The 21147-nt window shown below is 75.2% G+C and carries 21 protein-coding genes and 1 pseudogene; 8 read left to right on the forward strand and 14 right to left on the reverse strand.

All coding sequences use genetic code 11. The features are described 5' to 3' along the window. The first annotated feature begins 32 nt into the window (after nt 1–32). Together ACFQ9Z_RS03310 and ACFQ9Z_RS03315 are read left to right on the forward strand one after the other, a co-directional pair. Nucleotides 33–1724: a DUF885 domain-containing protein gene (locus ACFQ9Z_RS03310; protein WP_383010104.1), complete on the forward strand. Its 1692-nt coding sequence runs from the start codon at nt 33–35 to the stop codon at nt 1722–1724. 445 nt (nt 1725–2169) lie between these two features. Then, nucleotides 2170–2372 (forward strand): annotated as a pseudogene (locus ACFQ9Z_RS03315) (hypothetical protein); the annotation flags it as partial. On the opposite strand, the gene ACFQ9Z_RS03320 reads toward ACFQ9Z_RS03315, so the two are convergent. Together ACFQ9Z_RS03320 and ACFQ9Z_RS03325 are read right to left on the reverse strand one after the other, a co-directional pair. After that, nucleotides 2353–2868 (reverse strand): immunity 21 family protein, encoded by a 516-nt coding sequence (locus ACFQ9Z_RS03320; protein ID WP_383010105.1) that lies wholly within the window; start codon nt 2866–2868, stop codon nt 2353–2355. The pseudogene ACFQ9Z_RS03315 and the gene ACFQ9Z_RS03320 overlap by 20 nt on opposite strands. 37 nt (nt 2869–2905) lie before the next feature. After that, complete coding sequence (locus ACFQ9Z_RS03325) at nt 2906–3379, reverse strand: rhodanese-like domain-containing protein (RefSeq protein WP_383010107.1); 474 nt, start codon at nt 3377–3379, stop codon at nt 2906–2908. A 94-nt stretch (nt 3380–3473) separates the two neighbouring features. Between ACFQ9Z_RS03325 and ACFQ9Z_RS03330 the strand changes: the two genes are divergently transcribed. Then, on the forward strand, nt 3474–3920 hold the full coding sequence (locus ACFQ9Z_RS03330) for an Lrp/AsnC family transcriptional regulator (protein WP_143629232.1): 447 nt from the start codon (nt 3474–3476) through the stop codon (nt 3918–3920). A 21-nt stretch (nt 3921–3941) separates the two neighbouring features. On the opposite strand, the gene ACFQ9Z_RS03335 is transcribed toward ACFQ9Z_RS03330, so the two are convergent. From ACFQ9Z_RS03335 to ACFQ9Z_RS03355, 5 genes are all read right to left on the reverse strand, one after another. Continuing rightward, a complete protein-coding gene (locus tag ACFQ9Z_RS03335) occupies nt 3942–6932 on the reverse strand; it encodes an AAA family ATPase (protein WP_383010112.1) in 2991 nt (996 codons plus the stop codon). Next, nucleotides 6929–8092, reverse strand: a complete 1164-nt coding sequence (locus ACFQ9Z_RS03340) for an exonuclease SbcCD subunit D (protein ID WP_383010114.1) — start codon at nt 8090–8092, stop codon at nt 6929–6931. The genes ACFQ9Z_RS03335 and ACFQ9Z_RS03340 overlap by 4 nt, the downstream gene beginning before the upstream one ends. A gap of 129 nt (nt 8093–8221) precedes the next feature. Then, nucleotides 8222–8848, reverse strand: coding sequence for a YigZ family protein (locus tag ACFQ9Z_RS03345; protein WP_383010116.1), 627 nt, complete (start codon nt 8846–8848; stop codon nt 8222–8224). A gap of 60 nt (nt 8849–8908) precedes the next feature. Then, complete coding sequence (locus ACFQ9Z_RS03350) at nt 8909–9457, reverse strand: SixA phosphatase family protein (protein ID WP_383010118.1); 549 nt, start codon at nt 9455–9457, stop codon at nt 8909–8911. Continuing rightward, entirely contained in the window at nt 9454–10239 is a 786-nt protein-coding gene (locus ACFQ9Z_RS03355) for a hypothetical protein (protein ID WP_383010120.1), read from the reverse strand. The genes ACFQ9Z_RS03350 and ACFQ9Z_RS03355 overlap by 4 nt, the downstream gene beginning before the upstream one ends. A gap of 142 nt (nt 10240–10381) precedes the next feature. On the opposite strand from ACFQ9Z_RS03355, the gene ACFQ9Z_RS03360 reads away from it, so the two are divergent. Beyond that, nucleotides 10382–10789 carry a CoA-binding protein gene (locus tag ACFQ9Z_RS03360; protein ID WP_383010122.1) on the forward strand — a complete coding sequence of 136 codons (408 nt, stop codon included), beginning with the start codon at nt 10382–10384 and terminating at the stop codon, nt 10787–10789. Nucleotides 10790–10834: 45 nt separating this feature from the next. Here ACFQ9Z_RS03360 and ACFQ9Z_RS03365 read toward each other — a convergent pair whose 3' ends face one another. From ACFQ9Z_RS03365 to ACFQ9Z_RS03375, 3 genes are all read right to left on the reverse strand, one after another. Next, the gene (locus ACFQ9Z_RS03365) at nt 10835–11392 is read right to left on the reverse strand and encodes a YbaK/EbsC family protein (RefSeq protein WP_383010124.1); all 558 of its coding nucleotides are present in this window, start codon (nt 11390–11392) and stop codon (nt 10835–10837) included. Between the two features lie 43 nt (nt 11393–11435). Continuing rightward, the gene (locus tag ACFQ9Z_RS03370) at nt 11436–12008 is read right to left on the reverse strand and encodes an XRE family transcriptional regulator (protein ID WP_143629248.1); all 573 of its coding nucleotides are present in this window, start codon (nt 12006–12008) and stop codon (nt 11436–11438) included. A 64-nt stretch (nt 12009–12072) separates the two neighbouring features. Then, the gene (locus ACFQ9Z_RS03375) at nt 12073–12837 is read right to left on the reverse strand and encodes an acyltransferase (protein WP_383010126.1); all 765 of its coding nucleotides are present in this window, start codon (nt 12835–12837) and stop codon (nt 12073–12075) included. Between the two features lie 108 nt (nt 12838–12945). Here ACFQ9Z_RS03375 and ACFQ9Z_RS03380 point away from each other — a divergent pair, with 108 nt between their 5' ends. Continuing rightward, complete coding sequence (locus ACFQ9Z_RS03380) at nt 12946–13473, forward strand: gamma carbonic anhydrase family protein (RefSeq protein WP_383010128.1); 528 nt, start codon at nt 12946–12948, stop codon at nt 13471–13473. Between the two features lie 13 nt (nt 13474–13486). On the opposite strand, the gene ACFQ9Z_RS03385 is transcribed toward ACFQ9Z_RS03380, so the two are convergent. The 3 genes from ACFQ9Z_RS03385 to ACFQ9Z_RS03395 all read right to left on the reverse strand — a co-directional run bounded on the left by ACFQ9Z_RS03385 (nt 13487) and on the right by ACFQ9Z_RS03395 (nt 17438). Beyond that, entirely contained in the window at nt 13487–14137 is a 651-nt protein-coding gene (locus ACFQ9Z_RS03385) for a DedA family protein (protein ID WP_383010130.1), read from the reverse strand. A gap of 921 nt (nt 14138–15058) precedes the next feature. Further along, nucleotides 15059–16111 (reverse strand): hypothetical protein, encoded by a 1053-nt coding sequence (locus ACFQ9Z_RS03390; protein WP_383010133.1) that lies wholly within the window; start codon nt 16109–16111, stop codon nt 15059–15061. Nucleotides 16112–16979: 868 nt separating this feature from the next. Next, complete coding sequence (locus ACFQ9Z_RS03395) at nt 16980–17438, reverse strand: DUF4442 domain-containing protein (protein WP_235902380.1); 459 nt, start codon at nt 17436–17438, stop codon at nt 16980–16982. Between the two features lie 72 nt (nt 17439–17510). On the opposite strand from ACFQ9Z_RS03395, the gene ACFQ9Z_RS03400 reads away from it, so the two are divergent. The 3 genes from ACFQ9Z_RS03400 to ACFQ9Z_RS03410 all read left to right on the forward strand — a co-directional run bounded on the left by ACFQ9Z_RS03400 (nt 17511) and on the right by ACFQ9Z_RS03410 (nt 20247). Continuing rightward, entirely contained in the window at nt 17511–17774 is a 264-nt protein-coding gene (locus ACFQ9Z_RS03400; RefSeq protein WP_383010136.1) for a hypothetical protein, read from the forward strand. A gap of 75 nt (nt 17775–17849) precedes the next feature. Beyond that, nucleotides 17850–18866, forward strand: coding sequence for a hypothetical protein (locus ACFQ9Z_RS03405; RefSeq protein WP_383010138.1), 1017 nt, complete (start codon nt 17850–17852; stop codon nt 18864–18866). 79 nt (nt 18867–18945) lie between these two features. Then, on the forward strand, nt 18946–20247 hold the full coding sequence (locus tag ACFQ9Z_RS03410; RefSeq protein ID WP_383010140.1) for an MFS transporter: 1302 nt from the start codon (nt 18946–18948) through the stop codon (nt 20245–20247). On the opposite strand, the gene ACFQ9Z_RS03415 is transcribed toward ACFQ9Z_RS03410, so the two are convergent. After that, the gene (locus ACFQ9Z_RS03415; RefSeq protein WP_383010142.1) at nt 20209–21054 is read right to left on the reverse strand and encodes a spermidine synthase; all 846 of its coding nucleotides are present in this window, start codon (nt 21052–21054) and stop codon (nt 20209–20211) included. The two genes, ACFQ9Z_RS03410 and ACFQ9Z_RS03415, sit on opposite strands and share 39 nt — an antisense overlap. Nucleotides 21055–21147: the final 93 nt, after the last annotated feature.

Below are 21147 nucleotides of genomic sequence, written 5' to 3' on the forward strand. Positions count from 1 at the left end.
GCGGGCACGGTCCGCGTATGAGGATGGGCGCCATGTCCGAAACCCAGATCCCGCTGCCCCGTCAGGTCGCCGACGCGTACGTGGACGACCTCATCGCCCTCGACCCGGTCACCGGAACCTACCTCGGTGTGCAGGAGAGTTCGACCAGGCTGCCCGACTACTCCCCGGCCGGCCAGGAGGCCCTGGCGGAGCTGATGCGGACGACCCTGGCGCGGCTCGACGAGGCCGAGCGGCAGCCCGGTGCGGACAGTGACGCGGAGCGTCGCTGCGGCCGGCTGCTGCGGGAGCGGCTGACCGCGGAGCTGGCCGTGCACGAGGCCGGCGAACACCTGCGCGCGGTCGGCAACATGAGCACCCCGGGGCACTCGGTGCGGGACGTGTTCACCGTGATGCCGGCGCGGACCGAGGAGGACTGGTCGGCGATCGCGGAGCGGCTGCGCGCGGTGCCGGCCGCCGTCGCGGGCTACCGGGCGTCCCTGGAACTGGGCCTGGAGCGCAAGCTGTACGCCGCGCCCCGGCCGACGGCCACGTACATCGGCCAGCTCGGCGAGTGGACGGACACCGACGGCAAGGGCCGCGGCTGGTACGAGGACTTCGCCGCCGCCGGTCCGGACGCGCTGCGCGCGGAACTGGACGAGGCGGCCCGCACCGCGACGGCCGCGCTGGCCGGACTGCGGGACTGGATGCGGGAGGTGTACGCGCCGGCCGTCGAAGGCGCGCCGAACACGGTGGGCCGGGAGCGCTACGCCCGCTGGGCCCGCTACTTCAACGGCACCGACCTGGACCTGGACGAGGCGTACGCGTACGGCTGGGCGGAGTTCCACCGCATCCTCGCCGAGATGGAGCGGGAGGCGGAGAAGATCCTGCCGGGCGCCGCGACGCCGTGGGTGGCGCTCGCGCACCTGGACGAGCACGGCCGGCACATCGAGGGCGTCGAAGAGGTCCGCGAGTGGCTGCAGGGCCTGATGGACCGGGCCATCGCGGACCTGGACGGCACGCACTTCGAACTCGCCGAGCGGGTGCGGAAGGTGGAGTCGCACATCGCCCCGCCGGGCGGTGCCGCCGCCCCGTACTACACCGCTCCGTCGGAGGACTTCTCGCGCCCGGGCCGTACCTGGCTGCCGACCATGGGCCTGACCCGGTTCCCGGTGTACGACCTGGTGTCCACCTGGTACCACGAGGGCGTGCCCGGGCACCACCTGCAGCTCGCGCAGTGGGCGCACGTGGCGAAGGACCTCTCCCGCTACCAGGCCACGGTCGGCGGCGTCAGCGCCAACGCGGAGGGCTGGGCGCTGTACGCGGAGCGGCTGATGGACGAACTGGGCTATCTGACGGACCCGGAGGAGCGGCTCGGCTACCTGGACGCGCAGATGATGCGCGCGGCCCGGGTGATCGTCGACATCGGCATGCACCTGGAGCTGGAGATCCCGGCGGACTCTCCGTTCCACCCCGGTGAGCGCTGGACGCCGGAGCTGGCGCAGGAGTTCTTCGGCTCCCACAGCAGCCGTCCGGCTGACTTCGTGGAGAGCGAGCTGACCCGGTACCTGACGATCCCGGGCCAGGCGATCGGCTACAAGCTCGGCGAGCGTGCCTGGCTGCTGGGCCGCGAGAACGCCCGCGCCCGGCACGGCGACGCCTTCGACCTCAAGGCCTGGCACATGGCCGCCCTCTCGCAGGGCTCGCTGGGCCTGGACGACCTGCTGGACGAACTCTCCCGCCTCTGACCCGCGCCCTGCTCCCGCCCGGAGTCCCTGCCGTGGGTCCGGTCCGCGCCGGACCGGGCCCACGGGGGCGGGGACCACGTCCGCAGGCCCGGCCGAGGTGCGAGCGCCCCCGGCGGCGGGCGGGCAGGTCGCGCCCGCGCCCCCCAGGGACGTACGCGCGTGTCCTCCGGCTCGGGTGCGCGGCCGTGCGCGGCACCGCCGGTCAGGAGCACCGGGCTGAAGCGCGCCTGCCGCTCGCGGTTGGCGCGTGCGGGGTGGTGCTGCGGCCGTAGGTGGCGGAACTGGTGGACGGCGCAGGTCTGCCGCATCTCGGGAGTCCCGCCGTACGTGTACACCGGTTCCGCCGACGTCCTCGCCGATCTGCGCGCACGCGACACCGGGCATCCGTGGGTCTACGGCGCCGGGTTCCAGGTGCCCGACACCCCTGAGGGGCGGCCCGTTCCCCCGTTGCTTCGGCGCTCCGCCGGCCCGGCCGGAGGAGCAGATCGCGCTGTCCGAGCCGGCCCGGCGGCTGGACGGCCCGCGTCTGGTCGTGGATCCGCCGCCCACCGGCAGAACGCGGTGCTGCGCGGCCCGCGCCACCTGTGGATCGCCTTCGACGGACTGAGCCGACCGGCGGCCGCCCGGGTCAGGAGGCGAGCCGTCTGACCCGGACCAGGCCCAGCCAGGTCTCCGGGCCCGGCTGGGCGTAGGCGGCGGTGACCGCGTACGGGCCCGGGGCGAGCGGGACGCGCAGGTGCCCGGCGCGCTCCACCGTTCCGCCCGGCCGGGCGGCGTCGAACAGCACCACCGGGCCGGGCACCTGCCAGTGGACCTCGGGCCCCCAGTCGGCCGTGCCGAGCGCGGCGGGCACGTGGGCCAGCAGTTCGTCCTCGGAGTCCGCGGCGGACCAGCGCACGAAGACGCCCTGTTCGGGCAGGTAGGCGGTGGCGGCGGGCTCGTCGCCGAGGACCAGGGCCGCGCTGTCGCCGACCGGGAGCAGGCCGGCGTACCCGTCGACCTCGCAGGCGCGGTCGTAGTCGGTGGCGAACTCCTCGCTGTCGGCGCCCGCCCAGAACGGCAGCACCGTCTCCGGCACGGCTATCAGGGGCCCTCCGCCCGACTCCACCCACTGCAGTGCGCCTTGATCCGCGTATCGAGACATGGGCAGAACCTACACGCACGCCGATCACCCGCCGGGGTCAGCAGCCGCATTCGCCCCCGGCCGGCGCGGTCAGCGGGTCGGTCTCGCGCCGGGCGCCGCCCTGCCAGGTCTCGTAGCGGAAGCCCTCCCGCGCCCAGTACTCGAATCCGCCGAGCATCTCCTTGACCCGGTAGCCGAGTTCGGCGAGGGCGAGGGCGGCGCGGGTGGCGCCGTTGCAGCCGGGGCCCCAGCAGTACGTCACCACGGGCACGGCCTTGTCGAGGAGACGCTCGGCCTGTGCGGGGATGAGCGCGGTGGGCAGGTGGACGGCGCCCGGGACGTGCCCCTGCTCCCAGGACTCGGTGGAGCGGGAGTCGACCACCACGAAGCCGGGGTCGCCGCCGGCCGTGAGCGCGGCGGCGACGTCCGAGACGTCGGCGTGGAAGGCCAGGGAGGCCCGGAAGTGGGCGGCGGCCTCGGCCGGGGCGGCGGGGGCGACGCGCAGGACGGGGTTCTCGGTGTCGGTGACCATGACCGGAAATCTACGGCCCCGCGCCCCTGGCCCGAAGTGCCGATCCCCGGCGTTCGGCTTGATCCGCCGGTGATCTCCCTGCTATTCATCGCACATGACCGTGTATTCCCCGGACGCCACCGACTGGCGGATCCTGGACGTCCTGCAGCGCGAGGGCCGGGCCAGCTACGCCGAACTGGCGCGGGCCGTCTCGATGTCCCCGAGCGCCGTCACCGAACGGGTGCGCCGGCTGGAGGAGGCCGGTGTCATCCAGGGGTACGCGGCGGTCGTCGACCCGGAACGGCTCGGCCTGCCGATCCTCGCCTTCGTGCGGCTGCGCTACCCGCACGGCAACTACAAGCCGTTCCACGATCTGGTGGCGGCGACGCCGGAGATCCTGGAGGCCCATCACGTCACCGGTGACGACTGCTTCGTCATCAAGGTCGCCGCGCGCTCCATGCCGCACCTGGAGGAGATCTCCGGCAGGATCGGCGCGCTGGGCTCGGTGACCACCAGCGTGGTGTACTCCTCTCCGCTCCCGCGGCGGCCGCTCGGCCGCTGACCGGTCCGGGCCCGCGTCGGGTCAGGCCCCGCGCTGCCGCAGCGAGGAGCCCGATCTGCCCTTCACCACCTCCAGCTGGGCGTGGATCCGGCGGCGCAGGTCGGCGACGTGGCTGACGATGCCGACGCTGCGGTCGCGTTCGCGCAGCGCGTCCAGGACGTCCAGGACCTCGTCGAGGGTCTGGTCGTCCAGGCTGCCGAAGCCCTCGTCGATGAAGAGGGTGTCCAGGCGGACGCCGCCCGCCTCGTCGGTGACGACGTCGGCGAGGCCCAGGGCGAGGGCGAGGGAGGCGAAGAAGGTCTCACCGCCCGACAGGGTGGCGGTGTCCCGCTCACGGCCGGTCCACGCGTCGACGACGTGCAGGCCGAGTCCGCTGCGGCCGCGTCCGGTGCGGTCGTCGGAGTGGACGAGGGTGTAGCGGCCGGAGGACATGCGGTGCAGGCGTACGGTCGCGGCGGCGGCGACCTGCTCGAGGCGGGCCGCGAGCACGTACGACTCCAGGCGCATCCGGCGTTCGTTGTCCGCTGAGGTGCCCGCGGTGAGGGCGGCCAGCCGGGCCACCCGGTCGTACTCCTCGCGCAGGGGCGCGAGCAGGCGCACGCCCTCGGCCGCGCGGGCGGACAGGCGGTCCAGTTCGGTGCAGCGGCGGGCCGCCGCGTCCCGTGCGGAGGCCGCCTCGCGCAGCCGCCGTGCCGCCTCGGCCGCCGTCCGCTGCGCGGCGTCCGGATCGGCGGGCGGCCGCTGGGCGGCGGCCGCGGTGCCGGCCTCGGCCAGCACGGCGCGTACCGCCGCCTCCTCGTTCTGCCGGACGTCCAGGCGGTGCTGGAGCTCGCGGTGGGCCGCGTCGTCGAGGAGGGCGGCGGCCGCGTCCCGCGGGGTGTCGAAGCCGGCGCGGTAGGCGGCGTCGGCGAGGCGGGCGTCAGCGTCCTTGAGCCGCTGGGCGGCGTCCTCGGCCGCGCGGGCGGCGTCGGCGGCCTCGGAGAGGTTCGCCGCCTGCCGCTCCAGTTCCGCGGCCCGGGCCGCGACGCTCGCCGCGGTCCCGCGCGCCTTCGCCAGCTCCCGCTCCAGCGCGCTCTGTTCGTGCTCCAGGGTCTCGCGCCGGGTGACGCGGGCGGCGGTGCGCACGGCGGCCCGCTGGCGCTCGTCGAGGCGCCGCTCGCGCTCCTGCTCGGCCCGCCGCAACTCCTCGTGCGCGGCGTGCAGGGCGGAGGCGTCCCGGCGGGCGTCCGTCCACTGCCGCTCCAGGTCGTCGGCCTCGGCGGCGAGCCGGTCGGTGGGTGTGTCGCCGGCCTCGGCGGTGGCGGCGGCCAGCGCCTCGCGGACGACGCCGAGCCGCCGCTCGTCCTCGGCCTGCTGCTCCTCGGCCCGCCGGGAGGCGGTGAGGGCGCGCTCCTCGGTCTCGCGGTCGACGTGCCCGGCGACCTTGCGGGCCGGCGCGGGATGTTCGGTGGCTCCGCAGACGGCGCACGGCTCGCCGTCGGTGAGCCGCGCGGCCAGCTCGGCGGCGATGCCGTTCAGGCGCTGTTCCTTGAGGTCGAGCCAGTGGGCGCGGGCGTCGACGGCCTGCTGCCGGGAAGCCAGCGCCCGCTGCCGGGCCCGTTCCAGGTCGGAGGCGAGCTCGTCCCGGGTGCGGGCCGCGGCGAGGCGCCGCCGGGCGGGTTCGCGCCGGACGGCGAGCTGTTCGGCGCGGGTCGCCGCCTCCTGGGCGGACTCGACGCGGGCCCGTAGCTCCTCGCGGGTGGTGTCCCATCCGGCGAGCCAGGCGTCGGCCTCGCGCAGTACGTCCTCGTCGGCGCGCTCCTGCTGGTCGAGTCCGGCACGCTCCTCGGCGGCCTCGGCGAGCCGTCGTTCGGCACGCCGGGCCGACTCCAGGCCGCCCAGTTCCTCGGCGGCCCGGCGCGCGGCGGCCGCGAGACCCGCCGGGCCGTCGCCCGCGTGGGCGCCGGGCAGGCCGACGCGGGCGCGTGCCTCGGCCGCGGCTGCCCCGCGGTGCTCGCGCTCAGCCGCGTCGCGCAGTTCCAGTGCGGGCGCCACCGTCTCGGCCTTGCGCGCACGCGCCATCCGCTCCTGCGCCTCGCGGTGCGCGTCCGCCTCCTCCTCCAGGCGTCCGGCCCGCTGCCGGGCCTCGGCGAACCGGCTCTGCAGCCGGGCGAGTTCGCGTGCCTCGTCCAGGGCCTGCCGGGCCGCCTCGTGGGCGGACTCGGCGGCGGTGAGGCCGCACCGGGCGATGGTGAGGCGCTCGCGCGCGGCGGCGCGGGCCACGGCCGCGGCGCGGAGCACGGCCTCGGCGAGGCCCGGCTCCCCGGGGCTCAGCTCGGGCAGCTCCATCGTGTCGCCCGCCTCCTGCTGCATGCGGTGGGCGTCCGCGAGCAGCGCGGCGTCGCCCTCGCGCACCCGGGCCTCGCTCGTGCGCCGGCGCTCCGCCAGCCGCTTCTCCACGTCGGCGAAGCGCTGGGTGTCGAAGAGGCGCCCCAGCAGCCGGCCGCGGGCCTCGGCGTCGGCGCGCAGGAAGCGGGCGAAGTCGCCCTGGGGCAGCAGGACCACCTGGCAGAACTGCTCGCGGCTCATGCCGAGGAGCTGGGTGATCTCCTCGCCGACCTCCTGGTGGGAGCGGCTGAGGTCCTTCCAGGCGCCGGCCGGGGCGTCGTACTCGCGCAGCCAGGTCTGCGCCTTGTCGACGGTCGTGCCCGTGCCGCGCAGCTTGCGCCGTTCCCACGGCGGCTGCCGGGTGACCTCCAGCCGCCGTCCGGCGACGGTGAGTTCGAGGCGGACCTCGGTGCGCGTGCCCGGTTCGGCGTGGTCACTGCGCAGGTTCATGCCCTGGCCGGTCTGCCGGGCGCCGGGCACGGTGCCGTAGAGGGCGTAGCAGACGGCGTCCAGGACGGAGGTCTTGCCCGCGCCGGTGGGACCGTGCAGCAGGAAGAGCCCGGCGGTGGACAGCGCGTCGAAGTCGACGCGCTGGGAGCCGCCGAAGGGCCCGAAGGCGGTGATGTCCAGCCGGTGCAGCCTCACCTCGCCACCTCCCGCACCGCGTCGTGGGCGCGCACCGCGTCGAAGGCCTCGCGGAGCACGGCCGCCTCCGGCTCGTCGGGTCCGGCGCCGCGCACGTGGGCGACGAAGTCCTCGGCGATCTCCTGGTCGCCGCGGCCGGCGAGGCGCCGGGCGTACGACACCTTCGGGTCGTCGGCGGCCCGGTCGGGGGCGAAGACCAGGCTGATGGTGTGCGGGAAGCGCTCGGTGAGCCGGGCCATGGGGTCGGCCGGGCGGACCGGATCGGTGAGGGTGGCCTCGACGAAGGCGCCCTCGTGACGGGCGAGCCCGGGGTCGGCGAGCAGTTCCTCCAGGGCGCCCCGGATCCGGGCCAGCGGGCGCGGGACCGGGCAGTCGAGGCGCTCGGCGGTGACGGAGCCGTCGGCGGCCAGGTCGACGAGCCACATGCTCTTACGGTGGTCGGCCTCGGAGAAGGAGTAGGCGAGCGGGGAGCCGGAGTAGCGCACCCGCTCGGTGAGGGTCTGGCAGCCGTGCAGATGCCCGAGCGCCACGTAGTCGACGCCGTCGAAGACCCCGGCCGGCACGGCGGCCACCCCGCCGACGGTGATGTCCCGCTCGCTGTCGCTGGCCCGGCCGCCGGTGACGAAGGCGTGGGCGAGGACGACGGAGCGCGTGCCCGGCGCCCGGCCGGCGAGGTCGGCGCGGACCCGCTCCATGGCGGCGGCCAGCACGGCCTCGTGACCCGCCTTCTCCACCGCGAACTCCTCCTTGACGAGGGCGGGTTCGAGGTACGGCAGGCCGTAGAAGGCGACGTCCCCGTGGGCGTCGCGCAGCACCACCGGGGTGCCGACGGCGGACGGCTCGGTGCGCAGGTGGATGCCCGCGCGGTCGATGAGACCGGCGCCGACCCCGAGGCGGCGGGCCGAGTCGTGGTTGCCGGAGATCATCACCGTGGGCACCCCCAGCTCCGCGAGGCGGTGCAGGGCGTCGTCGAAGAGCTCGACCGCGGCGAGCGGGGGCACCGCGCGGTCGTACACGTCGCCGGACACGACCACCGCGTCCACCGCCCGTTCACGCACGGTGGCGACGAGGTGGCCGATGAACCCGGCCTGGGCCCCGAGCATGTTCACCCGGTGGAAGGCCCGGCCCAGGTGCCAGTCGGACGTGTGCAGGAGTCGCATGATCCCCGACCCTAACGGCCGGGTCCGACACCACGGGGGGTTACTCCCGTATCAGCCCGTCATGACCCGCAACCCACTGGTGCGTTATGTCCGATTAACGGTGAACTTCCGTTATGCGGGCGGTGAACGTCACGCGTCCCCGTAGGCCTCCCCGCCCAGTTCCAGGGCGGCCGTGCCCGCCGTCGCGTCGGCCAGCCAGGCGCGGAACGCGTCGACGTCGGCGTCCGGCAGGCCGATCTCGATGGTGACGGCCTCGCCGTAGCTGACGTGCCGGACCTCGCGGCCGGTGGCGCGCAGGTCGTTCTGCACCTTGCCCGCGCGCTGGTGGTCGACGGTCACCGTGGCCAGCCGGAACCGGCGCCGGGTGATGGTGCCGATGGTGTCCAGGGCCTCGCCGACGGAGCCGCCGTAGGCCCGGATGAGTCCGCCGGCGCCGAGCTTCACACCGCCGTAGTAGCGCGTGACGACGGCCACCACGTACCGCATGTCGCGGCGCAGCAGCATCTGCAGCATGGGGACGCCGGCCGTGCCGCCCGGTTCGCCGTCGTCGCTGGCCTTCTGCACGGCCGCGTCGGCGCCGATGACGTAAGCCCAGCAGTTGTGCGTGGCGTCGGCGTGCTCCTTGCGGACGGCCGCGACGAACTCCTGCGCCTCCCGCTCGGTGGCGGCCGGGGCGAGGGCGCACAGGAAGCGGGAGCGGTTGATCTCGGTCTCGTGCACGCCCGCGCGGGCCACTGTGCGGTACTCGTCCTGCATTCCGTCAGCCTATGCGAGCAGCGCGGGGCGCCCGCTCGCGGTGCGGGCGGGCGGCTCCGGCTACCGCTTCGGCTTCTTCCCGCGCGGCACGGTGAACGACGTCAGCAGGGCCGCCCCGGGGACGAGGGCCGGCCAGCCGGTGCCGCGCCAGGCCAGCACGGCGAGCGCGGCGGTGGGGAACTTCGCGCGCACCCGCTCGAGGCTGTCGTCGAGACCGTCCCCGGCCAGTTCGAGGACCAGGTCCTCCAATCCCGGGTTGTGCCCGACCAGCAGCAGGGTCTCCACCTCGCCCGGCGTCTCGCGCACCACCCGGAGCAGGTCAGGTACGCCGGCCCCATACAGCCTCGGGTCGTGGCGGACCGGGGGCGGGGTGCCCCACTGCGCGGAGGCCAGCTCCCAGGTGCGGCGGGCGCGCACGGCGGTGGAGCACAGGGCGAGGTCGGGCAGGCAGTCGATCTCGGCGAGCGCGCGGCCGGCGGCGGGGGCGTCCCGCAGCCCGCGCGGCGCCAGCGGACGCCGGTGGTCCTCGACCCCTTCCGGCCAGGCGGACTTGGCGTGCCGCAGCACGACCAGCCGGCGCAGCGGGCCCGCGCCCGCCCGCTCGATCACCCGAGGCTCCCGATGTCCCGCGCGAGGTCGAGGGCGAGCAGGCGGTCGGCGTACGCGTACGTCTCGAAGCGGGCGCCGTCCGGGATGTCCGGGGCGCGCTCCACGTCCCTGAGCACGTCCAGCGCGCGGGGCACGTCGAGATCGTCCTCCCAGGCGTCGCGCAACCGTACCCGCACCTCCTCCGGCACCGGCCGCGAGGGCTGCCGCGCCCACCCGGCCACCGCCCGCCGCCACCGGCCCAGCGTCCGCGCGGCCTCGCCCAGCCGTCCGGCGTCCAGCGACACGGGGACGCCACGCGGGACGGCCAGCAGCGCGAGACGCAGGGCGCCGGCATCGGCGGCGAGGAGCGCGCGCAGCGCGGCGTCGGGGACGGGGGCTCCGGGCGGCGTCGCCGCGTCCGGCTCCGGCGGCTCCCCCGTCCAGGTCACCGGGGCGACGCCCACCACCGCTCCCCCGCCCGGCGCGGTGTCCCGCTCCCCCGTCACGTGCAGGACCTGCGCCTCCCCCAGCCCCGAGGCGAGGTCGCGGCCGTCCTCGAAGGGGCGGACGGACAGGGTGGTGGCGGCCGCGCGGAGTTCGGCGAGCCGGTGGGGCGCGGTGAGGATGGTCCAGACCGGGGTGCCGCCGAGTTCCAGGGCGCGGACGAGGACATCGGCGGTGAGCAGGACCCGGAGGGCCGTCGGGTCCAGGCCGGAGGCGTAGGCCTCGATCCGGGTCAGGCCGCGGCGGGCGGGCGCGGCGGAGACGGACTCACCGGTTCGGGCGTCGAGGATGCGCAGCACGGCCCGAGCGTAGGCGCGGCGGCGGCCGTGCGCTGGCACCTCGCGCCGATTCCCGGACACCGTGGCGGGGAAGCGGGGGAATCAGCACCCGGCGAGCGCTGTTGCCCGGACGACGGTTACCCCGCGGCCCGAGGAGGCGGCCTTGTACGGCGACGAAGCGACCATCCGCAGGATCCTGACCGAGACGGGAGACACCTGGGCCGTGGTCGGCCTGTCCGCGAACCAGCGGCGGGCCGCGTACGGGGTGGCGCAGGTCCTGCAGCGGTTCGGCAAGCGGATCGTGCCGGTGCACCCGAAGGCGGAGACGGTGCACGGCGAAGCGGGCTACGCCTCCCTCGCCGAGATCCCCTTCGAGGTCGACGTCGTGGACGTCTTCGTCAACAGCGAGCTGGCCGGCGCGGTCGCCGACGAGGCGGTGAAGAAGGGGGCGAAGGCGGTGTGGTTCCAGCTCGGCGTCGTCGACGAGGACGCCGGGGAACGGGTCCGGGCGGCGGGGCTCGACATGGTGATGGACCGCTGCCCGGCGATCGAGATCCCCCGCCTGCGCTGAGCTGTCGCGTGCGCCCGGTGCCGGGCGGTGTCGCGCGCCCCGGTGTCAGGCGGTGCCGAGTCCTTCGAGCACCACCGCGCCCGGCAGCTCCGCGAGCGCCTTGCCCGGCACCAGCAGCTTGCCCCGGCGTCGCCCGCTGCCGACCAGGACGTACGGCAGGTCGGCCACGGCGGCGTCGATCAGGACGGGCCAGCCGGCGGGCAGTCCGACCGGGGTGATGCCGCCGTACTCCATGCCGGTCTCGCCGGTCGCGGTGTCCATCGATGCGAACGAGGCCTTGCGGGCGCCGAGCCGGCGGCGCACCACGCCGTTGACGTCGACCCGGGTGGTGGAGAGCACCAGGCACGCGGCGAGGGTGGTCTCGCCGCCCCGCTTGGCCGCGACCACCACACAGTTGGCCGAGCGCTCCAGCAGGTCGCGCCCGTAGTGCTCGACGAAGACCGCCGTGTCGGCCCAGCGCGGGTCGGTGTCGACGTAGACGATCCGGTCGGCGGGGACACCGCCCCGCCAGTTCCGTACGGCGTCGGCGACGGGCGCGGTCAGCTCGTCCAGGCAGTCGGGGGCGGGAACGGCGGTCTCGAAGTCTCCGATGGGTGCGCGCATGGCCGCACGCTAACAAGGCGCCCGCGGCGGGCGTACCCGCGTCTCAGTGCACGGGCGGGACCGAGACGGCCATCATCATCTCCATCGGCGCCTCGCCCCGGTTGCCGTACAGGTGCGGCACATTGGCCTCGAAGGAGGCGCTCGCGCCGGCCGGGACGCGGTACTCCTCGCCGTCCACGGTGAGCGTCAGCTCGCCCGCGGTGACGTGGACCAGCTCCACCGTGCCGGCGGGGTGCGGTTCGGAGGGGCTGCTCTCGCCCGGCATCAGCCGCCAGTCCCAGATCTCCAGCGGCCCGGGCGCCTCGGTCCCGGCGAGCAGCCGGTTGTAGCTGCCGGCCTCGGTGTGCCACAGCCGGACCGCGCGCTCGGCGGGGACGACGCGGACCTTCGGGCCCCGCTCGTAGTCGAGGAGCGTGGTGACGCTGACGCCGAGCGCGTCGCCGATCTTGACGACGGTGCCGATGCTGGGGTTGGTGCGGGCCTGCTCGATCTGGATGACCATGCCGCGGCTGACCCCGGCCCGGGCGGCGAGGACGTCCAGTGTGAAGCCGCGCACGGCACGCCAGTGCCGCACGTTGCGGGCCAGGGACTGGGCCAGGAGTTCGAGGTCCGACACGATCCGTCCAATGTCCGGGGTTCAGCGAGCTGTACTGCGCAGTATCCCCCGGCGACCGTTCGTGTCAGCCTTCGGCCTCCAGCCGCGCGAGCTGCTCGACGCCCTCCGCGTCCAGGTCGGCGAGCGCGCGGAGCTGCTGCGGGGTGACCCCCTCCGGGAGCGGCACCGGCGCCGGGGTCCGCAGCGGCGGCTGCCAGCCGTCGTCGGGCGTCCAGCGCCGTACGACCCGGGCGGGCGCCCCCGCCACCACGGCGTGGTCGGGCACCGTGCCGCGGACCACCGCACCGGCCGCCACCACCACGTTCCGGCCGATCCGGGCACCGGGCAGGATCACCGCCCCGGTGCCGATCCAGCAGCCGGGGCCGATCTCCACCGGCTCCATGCGCGGCCACTGCCTGCCGATGGGCTCGTGCGGGTCGTCGTAGGAGTGGTTGGTCGAGGTGACGTAGACGTACGGCCCGAAGTAGCAGTCGCTGCCGATGGTGACCGTCGTGTCGGCGATGACGTGGCTGCCCCGGCCGAGGACCACCCCGTCGCCGATGCGCAGGATCGGGTCCGGACCGAGGTCGAGGTCCGGCATCAGGCCCGCGGTCAGCGTGACCTGCTCGGCGATGATGCAGTGCGAGCCGATGTGGATCCAGGGCTCGCCGAAGACGGTGCCGAGCGGGAAGGCCAGCCTGGTGGCCGGTCCCAGCGAGCCGAAGCGGAACCTGCCCGGGTGCTCGGCGCTGACGGACCCCGCGCGCTGCGCCCACGCCCAGGCCGCGTGGACGGCGCGCTGGGCGAGGCCCCGCCGCCGGGATGAGAACGTGTTCTTGCGCTTCGGCACGGGCTCACGTTACTCAGCGGGCGCCCCGGTCGAGTGCCCGGGCCGCTGTGATCTTTGCCCCAGTGCTCACGTACCGTGCGCGGTACGGACGGACACGAGGAGACGGTGATGACGCACAAGGCGCTGATCGTGGGCATCGCAGGGAAGGAACCGCAGGTGGACGCGGAGGCGTTCGTGGCGCCCACCGCCTCGGTGATCGGAGACGTCACGCTGCACGCGGGGGCCAGCGTCTGGTACGGCGCGGTGGTGCGCGGGGACGTCGAGCGGATCACCGTGGGCGCCGACGCGAACGTGCAGGACAACGTCACGCTGCACGCCGACCCGGGGTTCCCGGTGACCGTCGGGGAGCGCGTCTCCATCGGGCACAACGCGGTGGTGCACGGGGCGACCGTGGAGGACGACTGCCTGATCGGGATGGGGGCGACCGTGCTGAACGGGGCGGTGATCGGGGCGGGCTCGCTGGTCGCCGCGCAGGCCCTGGTCCCGCAGGGGATGGTCGTGCCGCCGGGGTCGCTGGTGGCGGGGGTGCCCGCCAAGGTGAGAAGGGAGCTGTCCGAGGAGGAACGGCAGGGCGTCACCCTCAACGGCACGCTGTACGCGGAACTGGCGAAGACCCATCGCGGGGTGCACGAGTAGGTCCCCGGACGGCTCAGTCCCCGGCGGGCACCGGCTCCGCCTCCGGTTCCCGCCGCTGCGCCTGGGCCTTCTTGGCGCGGCGCCTGATGACCAGCATCGACGCCAGCCCGATCAGGACCGCCGCCGCGAGACCCACGTAGGAGAAGCGCTTCAGCCAGTCCTCGGCGACGACGCCCACGTAGTAGATGACGGCCGTGGTGCCGCCGGCCCAGCAGATGCCGCCGAGGACGTTGGCGATGAGGAACTTCCAGTACGGCATGTGGAGCACGCCCGCGAGGGGCCCGGCGAAGATGCGCAGCAGGGCGACGAAACGGCCGAAGAACACGGCCCACATGCCCCACTTCTCGAAGGACCGCTCGGCGGTGGCGACATGGCCCTCGCCGAAGTGCTTCGGGAACTTGGCGCCCAGCCAGGCCAGCAGCGGGCGTCCGCCCTTGCGGCCGATGGCGTAGCCGATGGAGTCGCCGATGACGGCGCCGGCGGTCGCGCACACACCGAGCACGACCGGGTTGATGCCCGTGTGCTGGGAGGACATCAGGGCCGCCGAGACCAGGACGATCTCGCCCGGCAGCGGGATCCCCAGGCTCTCCAGACCGATCACCAGGGCCACCACGGCGTAGACGGCGGCCGCGGGCACCGTGTCGAGCCATTCCTGGACGTGCACCGCCGGTTCCTCCCCAGTCGCTGTCGCTGTCCGTGCTGCGGAGCGTGGCTTGCGCAGCGTGCCCCAGGGGAAGGCTACCTGGTCGGCGGTGAACGGCGGCCCGCGCGCAAGGGCGGTGCGGGCGCCGCCGCGCCCTCACCCCGTCGCCTTCCGGCCATCCGGGTGTCACGCGGGAGGGAGAGGCTCCCCGAGGTTCCGCCGCCCCGCCTCCCCCTGGCCCCCGCCGCTCCTCCGCCGGGCCCGATGCGGAAGGACGTCGTCCCCGTGTCCTCACCGTCACCGCTCCCGCCGCTCTCCCCGCCCTCCTGTCCCGTGCCACGCGCTCCCGCGCGGGCCCCCCTCCTGGCCGCCCGGCCCGTGCGGCTCGTCCTGTGCCTGGCCCCGGTGCTGCTCGCCCGGTGCTGCTCGCCGGGTGCTGGGCGCTGGCCGGCCGGCCGGTGGCGGCTCGGGGGGCCGCCCGGCTGGCCTCGGCCGACCCCGGATGGCTGCTGGCCGGGGCCGTTCTCACCTGTCTCACCTGGGTGGCGGCCGCCTGCGTGCGGCAGGGCGTGCTGCCGGACCGGCTGCCGGCGGGGCTCCTGCCGGCCTCGCAGTTCGCCGCCGGCGCGGCGAACCACGTCCTGCCCGGCGGTATCGGCGCGCACGCGGTCACGCCGGGCGAACCACGGCCGGCGGCTCCGAGCGGCCCCGGGACCAGCGACTCCGGGCGGGCCCGGTCCCGCCGCTCAGGGCTGACCCGATCCCGCCGCTCGAGGCAAGCCCCCATGCGGGCGGTTCAGGTCAGCCGGCGGCCCCTCGGGCGCTTTTCTCCCCGGGCGCCCCTGAGTACGAGCCGGCGAGGCGGCCGTGCGGTCCGGGCGCGGGCGCTGTGGACCGGGTCGCGGGGCGGGGCCGTGGTGCCGTGCCCTGGTGGGGTGGGCCCTACCGGTGGCCGGCGGGGACGCCCAGGGTGACCGAGGGGTGCGGGACACCGTCGTGGCCGGGCCGGTCCATGGCCGTGAGGACGGTGGCGAGCAGCCCCAGCGAGGCCAGGCCGACGCCGACCGCGAGTGCCGTACGGCGTCCGCCCGGCGGTGCGCCGCCGGGCCGGCCGGCCGGGGCCGCCGGGAGCCGCCCGTGGGCCGGGACCTCCTCGCGGGCGGCCCGGCCCGGCCGGGAGTCGAGGTAGCGCCGGGCACCCCAGCCGAGCACGGTCTCGGCGATCAGGACGTCGAGTCCGTCCTCGAAAAGGCTGAGCTGCTCGGCGGCGTGCCGGCAGTGGGAGCAGGCCGTCAGATGGCGGCGCAGTTCCGGGAGCCGGGCCCCGGCCCGGCGAATGGGACCGTCGAGCAGGCGGTTGCAGCAAAGGCATTCCGCGGAGGTCGCGAGTTCCCGGTGGGCGCGTACGCAGCCCGCCCGGAATTCCGCCCGGGCCCGCCGCAGCGCGATCACCGCGGCGGCCGTGTCCATACCCAGCAGACCAGCGGGTATGTTTATGGTTTCCGCCTCGACCTCGGTATGCCACAGAAGGCATTGGGACGCGACGGGAAGCGACCGGAAAGCGCGTTCGGCCAGCCGTCGTCTTTCCGGCGTGCGGGGCGCCGCCGCACGCAGACCGCGACCGCCGGCGGGCTTGCGCAGCTCCGGCAGGACCACGCACGCCGCCTCGTCGGCGGCCCAGGTGCGGACGGTCTCCCGGACGGCCGCCAGCAGGCGCGGGCGCAGGGCGCCGCCGGCCGCTCCGCTCACGGGGCGGCCGAGGACCTGCTGGAAGGCGGCGGAGGTCACCAGCCGCGCCGACGGGCCGGCGGCGGCCAGGCAGACGACGGCGTAATCGTGGACGGCCCGCCAGTGCCGCGCCAGCAGCAGGGCGGCCGCGTCGTGGCGGCCGGCCTCGGGACCGCCCAGCCGGGCGGCGAGGGTGTGGTCGGACTCCTCCGGCGGCGGGCCGGAGCGGGAGGGGAACGGTGGGTGTGGGGGGTGGGGGGACTGCACGGAAGGCGTTCCTTTCCAGCCGCAGGACGGCGGCATGCGGATCGCGTCCTGTCGGAAAGCGGCACCTGAGCGGTGCACGCCGGGAGGGTCCGGCCGTACCTGCGGCTCCGGCCTTTCCCCTCTCACGGGAGGGCTCACCTTCGCACAACCGCGTCACAGGAAACAAGGAGTTCGAATGACCGGGCGGCGACACCGGGGAAATGAACAATAGTTACCGGTGGTATCCACAGGCGTTCGCGGAATCCGGGATCGCACAACGGTCAACTTCCTCACGCCGAAGGCCCGATGACGCACGGAACCTCCGGCTTCCCGCGCACCGCGGACAGCCGCCCACAGCCGGTTCCGATGTCTTTCCGGCCCGCTCTCGTCCGCGTGCGTCATCGGCCGCTACGCGCTCGAACCGGCCGTCTGCGGCGTCCTGGAGCGCACCCCGCGCCCGGCCGCGGCGGCGAGATGGAACTCAGCGACGCCCTGCGGGTGCCGGCCGCGGCCGGCACGGTGCACACGGTCGTCTTCGCCGGCCCGCGCCACGACACCGGCGACAAGGCCGACCAACTGCGGACGGTTGTCCGCATGGCCTGCGCCCGGCCCTGCGGACGGCGGTCCGCCCGGCCTGCGCCCGGCCGGACCGCGGTCCCGAATTCCGCGGCCGGCTCGCGGAGTTCGTGGCGACACCGGATGACGGTGCGGAGCACGGCACCGCCCGGGCCGGGCGCCGGCAGCGGCGCCGGGCAGCCTGGGACGAGCGGGCGGAGAGAACACTGGGGACAGGTGATCCGGGCGAGGCGGACGGAGAGAACACCGGTGGACAGGTGATCCGGGCGGGACGGACCGCGGCCGGCGGCCGGGTCCCTGCCCGGCTCCCCGGTCAGTCCTGCTGGTTGGGGCGCAGGGTCCACACCACCTGCATCTCGCCGGTCACGGCGCCGTCCGCGCGCCGGATCTCGATCGTCACCGGGAACTCGGGCCGCTTGCCCGCGTCCAGTTCGGCCACGACCTCGGCGGCCGGCCGGCCCAGGGTCGCGGTCGCCGTGACGGCGCCCATCGCGAGCTTCTTGTAGGCGATCTCGGCCCGAACGGCGAGCGGCACCGCGCGCGAGAGCTGGTCGCCGAAGGCGGCCAGCACGATGGCGCCACTGGCCGACTCGCCGAGCGTGAACATCGCGCCGGCGTGCGGCCCGCCCACGTGGTTGTGGAAGTCCCCCTGGTCGGGAAGCGACACCACGGCCCGCTCCGGAGAGGTCTCCTGGAACTCCAGGTGCAGCGTCCGGGCCATCGGCACGGTGGCGGCGAGCATCTCGCCGATCGTCATCTGGTCTGCGCTCATGCGGGCATGTTACTCACGAGTAGCCGGGCTGACCAGAGCCGTGTGGATCACCGCTGTATCGTTGCCGCCCATGTGGCCAGGGCGACAGCCGCCGGGAGGCGGCCAGCCACCACCGCGTCCGGCGTCACGGGCAGCGTCGCCACCTCGCGCTCGTCCGGGGTGCCGAAGCACGGCAAGTGCGCCTACGACGGCAAGGCGACCACGTTCGCCTTCAAGGACGCGGACGGCGCGTTCCTGGCCTGGTCCTTCGTCGGCGCCGCCGGCGTCTCGCAGGAGGCCCCGGACACGACCGTGCGGAAGATCATGGCGACCGTCCGGCTCTACGAGGAGAAATAGCGGCGCGGTTTCGGTACGTCCCTGACAAGGGCCGGTGACCGAATCGTTTCCGTGGGCCCACTAGGGTTGCTGCCCATGTGGCCAGGAGAGCAGCCGCCCGGGGGCGCGCAGAACCCGCAGAACAACCCGTACCAGCAGCCGGGTTACCAGCAGCCGAATCCGTACCAGCAGCCCGGCTACCAGCAGTACCCGCAGGCGAACCCGTACGGGCAGCAGCCGCAGTGGGGACAGCCCGGACCCGCCGGCACGCCCCAGCCGCAGCCCCCGCAGGGCGGCGGCGGAGGCGGCCGCACCAAGCTGATCGCGATCATCGCGGCCACCGCCGTAGTCGTCGCCGCCGGCGTGACCGGATTCCTGGTCCTCGCCGGCTCGAAGGACGACGAGGCCGGCAACGGCAAGGACAAGCGGAAGACCAGCCAGTCGCCGGCGCCCCGCCCCTCGGAGTCCTCGTCCGCGCCGGAGGACAACCCGCGCGGCGACGCGAGCGAGAAGCCCACCGTCGCGGGGTGGAAGGTGGTCGTCAACCCCAAGTTCGGCACGGCCTTCGACGTCCCGGCGGACTGGGAACTGCAGTCCACGGACGTCTCGTTCTTCATGGAGGACCACGCCGACAACGACAAGCTGATCACCTCGGTCTCCGCCCCGGCCTCGTTCAAGTCGAAGTGGTGCACGGAAGACAGCGACAAGGACGGCAAGACCGAGGACTCCGCGCTGGCGGTCGCCGGCACCCGCGGAGAGAGCGGCGCCAAGAGCGCCGAGCAGGCCGCGGTCACCCGGGTGCCCTGGTACGTCTACGGCGGCTACACCCAGCCGGACAAGAAGAGCATCACCTTCGACAAGAAGGCCACGCCGTACAAGACCGCGTCGGGCGTCGAGGGCGCCTACGCGTGGGCCCGCTCCAGCGGCACCCCCCAGAAGGGCAAGTGCGTGAGCGACGGCAAGGCCCTGTCGTTCGCCTTCAAGAACTCGGCGGACGACATCGTCTCGTTCGACTTCTACGGCGCCAAGGGCGTGAAGGGCGAGGTCGACACCGCGACGATCATGAAGATCCTCAGCACCGTGCGGCTGCACGGCGATCCGACGGAGAGCTGAGCGGCCGGCCGGACCGGGACCGCCCGCGGGGGCGGCAATCCGCTTGGCAAGCCGGACGGCGAGCGGCGATAGTCACCCGGTGACCTCCACCGCCGACGACCACGCCGCCCGCCCCCGCGGACCCGCCTGGGCGGGACGCAACTACTCGCTGCTGACCACGGCGGCCATCGTGACGAGCCTGGGCGCGAACGGCTCGCTGATCGCCGCCGCGTTCGCGGTGCTGGACGCGGGCGGGGACGGGGGCGACGTCGGTCTGGTGGCCGCGTCCCGGACGCTGCCGCTGGTGGTGTTCCTGCTCATCGGCGGCGCGGTCGCGGACCGGCTGCCCCGGCACCGGGTGATGGTCGCCGCCAACTGTCTCAACTGCCTCTCCCAGGCGGCCTTCGCGGTACTGGTGCTCACCGGCGAGCCCCGGCTGTGGCAGATGATGCTGCTGACCGCGCTCGGCGGCACGGGGCAGGCGTTCTTCAGCCCCGCGGCCGAGGGCATGCTGATGTCCTCTGTCGAGGGGGAACAGGCGGGCCGTGCGTTCGCCCTCTTCCGCATGGCCACCCAGGGTGCGGCCCTGGGCGGCGCGGCCCTGGGCGGCGCCCTGGTCGCGGCTGTCGGCCCCGGCTGGGTCCTCGCCGTCGACGCGGCGGCCTTCGCCCTCGCCGGAGCGCTGCGCGCCTTCCTCGACGTCGGTCACATCCCGCCGCGCGCGCCGGGCGGCGGCATGCTGGCCGATCTCCGCGAGGGCTGGCGGGAGTTCACCGGGCGGCCGTGGCTGTGGGGCATCGTCGTGCAGTTCTCGATCGCCAACGCGGTCGTCGCCGCGGCCGACGCGGTATACGGCCCGCTGGTCGCCCGCGACAGCCTGGGCGGGGCGGGGCCCTGGGGTCTCGCGCTGGCCGCGTTCGGCGCGGGCACGGTGGCCGGCGCCCTGCTGATGACCCGCTGGAGACCGCGGCGCCTGCTGCTGGCGGGCACGCTGTGCGTGTTCCCGCTGGCCCTGCCCTCGGCCGCGCTGGCCGTACCGGTGCCGGTGGGCGTCCTGTACGCGGTCATGTTCGTCGCGGGCTCGACGGTGGAGGTGTTCGGCGTCTCCTGGATGACCGCGCTGCACCAGGAGATCCCCGAGGACAAGCTGTCCCGGGTCTCGGCGTACGACTGGTTCGGCTCGGTGTCCCTGGTGCCGCTGGCCACCGCGCTGGCCGGCCCGGCGGAGGCCGCCTTCGGCCGTACCGGCTCGCTGTGGGGCTGTGCCGGACTGGTCGTGCTGGTCACCGCGCTGGTCCTGCTGGTCCCGGACGTCCGCACGCTGACCCGGCGCACCGGGCGGACGAGCGCCCCCCGGCTTCCCTCAGCCGATGCCGAAAGCCCCGTCGGGGGGCTCGGGTGAGGCGACGGCGTCGGCGTCCCGGACCGGCCGCGCACCGCCGGTGAAGTCCCGCAGCGCCGCCCCCTGTTCGACGCGCGCCGGGAACGCGTCGGCGGCGGCGCGCCGGGCCAGGCCGGCCGTGTCGATGGGCCGGTGCGAGGCCACCAGGATCGCGTTGCCGAACCGCCGGCCGCGCAGCACGCCCGGCTCGGCGACCAGCGCGAGTTCCTCGAACACGGCCGCGAAGGTGGCCAGTTGGGACCGCAGGAAGCCGAAGGGCGCCCCGTCGGCCAGGTTGGCCAGATAGACGCCGCCGGCCCGCAGCACCCGCTCGGCCTCGCGGGCGTAGGCGAGCGAGGTGAGGTGGGCCGGGACCCGTGAGCCGCCGAAGACGTCTGCGACGATCACGTCGGCCGAGCCGTCCGGCGCGGCCTCGAGCCAGGCCCGCGCGTCGGCGGCGTGCACCGCGATCCCCGACCCCTCGGGCAGCGGCAACCGCTCGGCGACCAGGTCAAGCAGCCTCCGGTCGGCCTCCACGACGTGCTGCCGGGAGCCGGGCCGGGTGACGGCGAGGTACCGGGGCAGCGTGAGCGCTCCCCCGCCGAGGTGCACCGCGTCCAGCGGGCGCCCGGGCGCGTCCACCAGGTCGAGGGCGAACCCGAGCCGCCGCGCGTACTCGAACTCCAGGTGGCCGGGCTCGTCGAGGTCGACGTACGACTGCGGCGCCCCGTCGACGGTGAGCAGCCAGGCCCGCTCCCGGTCGACGTCGGGCATCAGCTTCGCGGTGCCGTGGTCGACGGTCCGGGTCACGGGTACGGCTTCACTCACACCACCATTGTCACCGCCGCGGGGGCGGCGCCGGACGCGGGGACCCGCCGCGGGGCCCGCGGGGCGCCGCGCGGCCGGCGACGGCCGCCCCGC

The organism is Streptomyces sp. NPDC056580 (genome assembly GCF_042793175.1).
Taxonomy (GTDB): domain Bacteria; phylum Actinomycetota; class Actinomycetes; order Streptomycetales; family Streptomycetaceae; genus Streptomyces.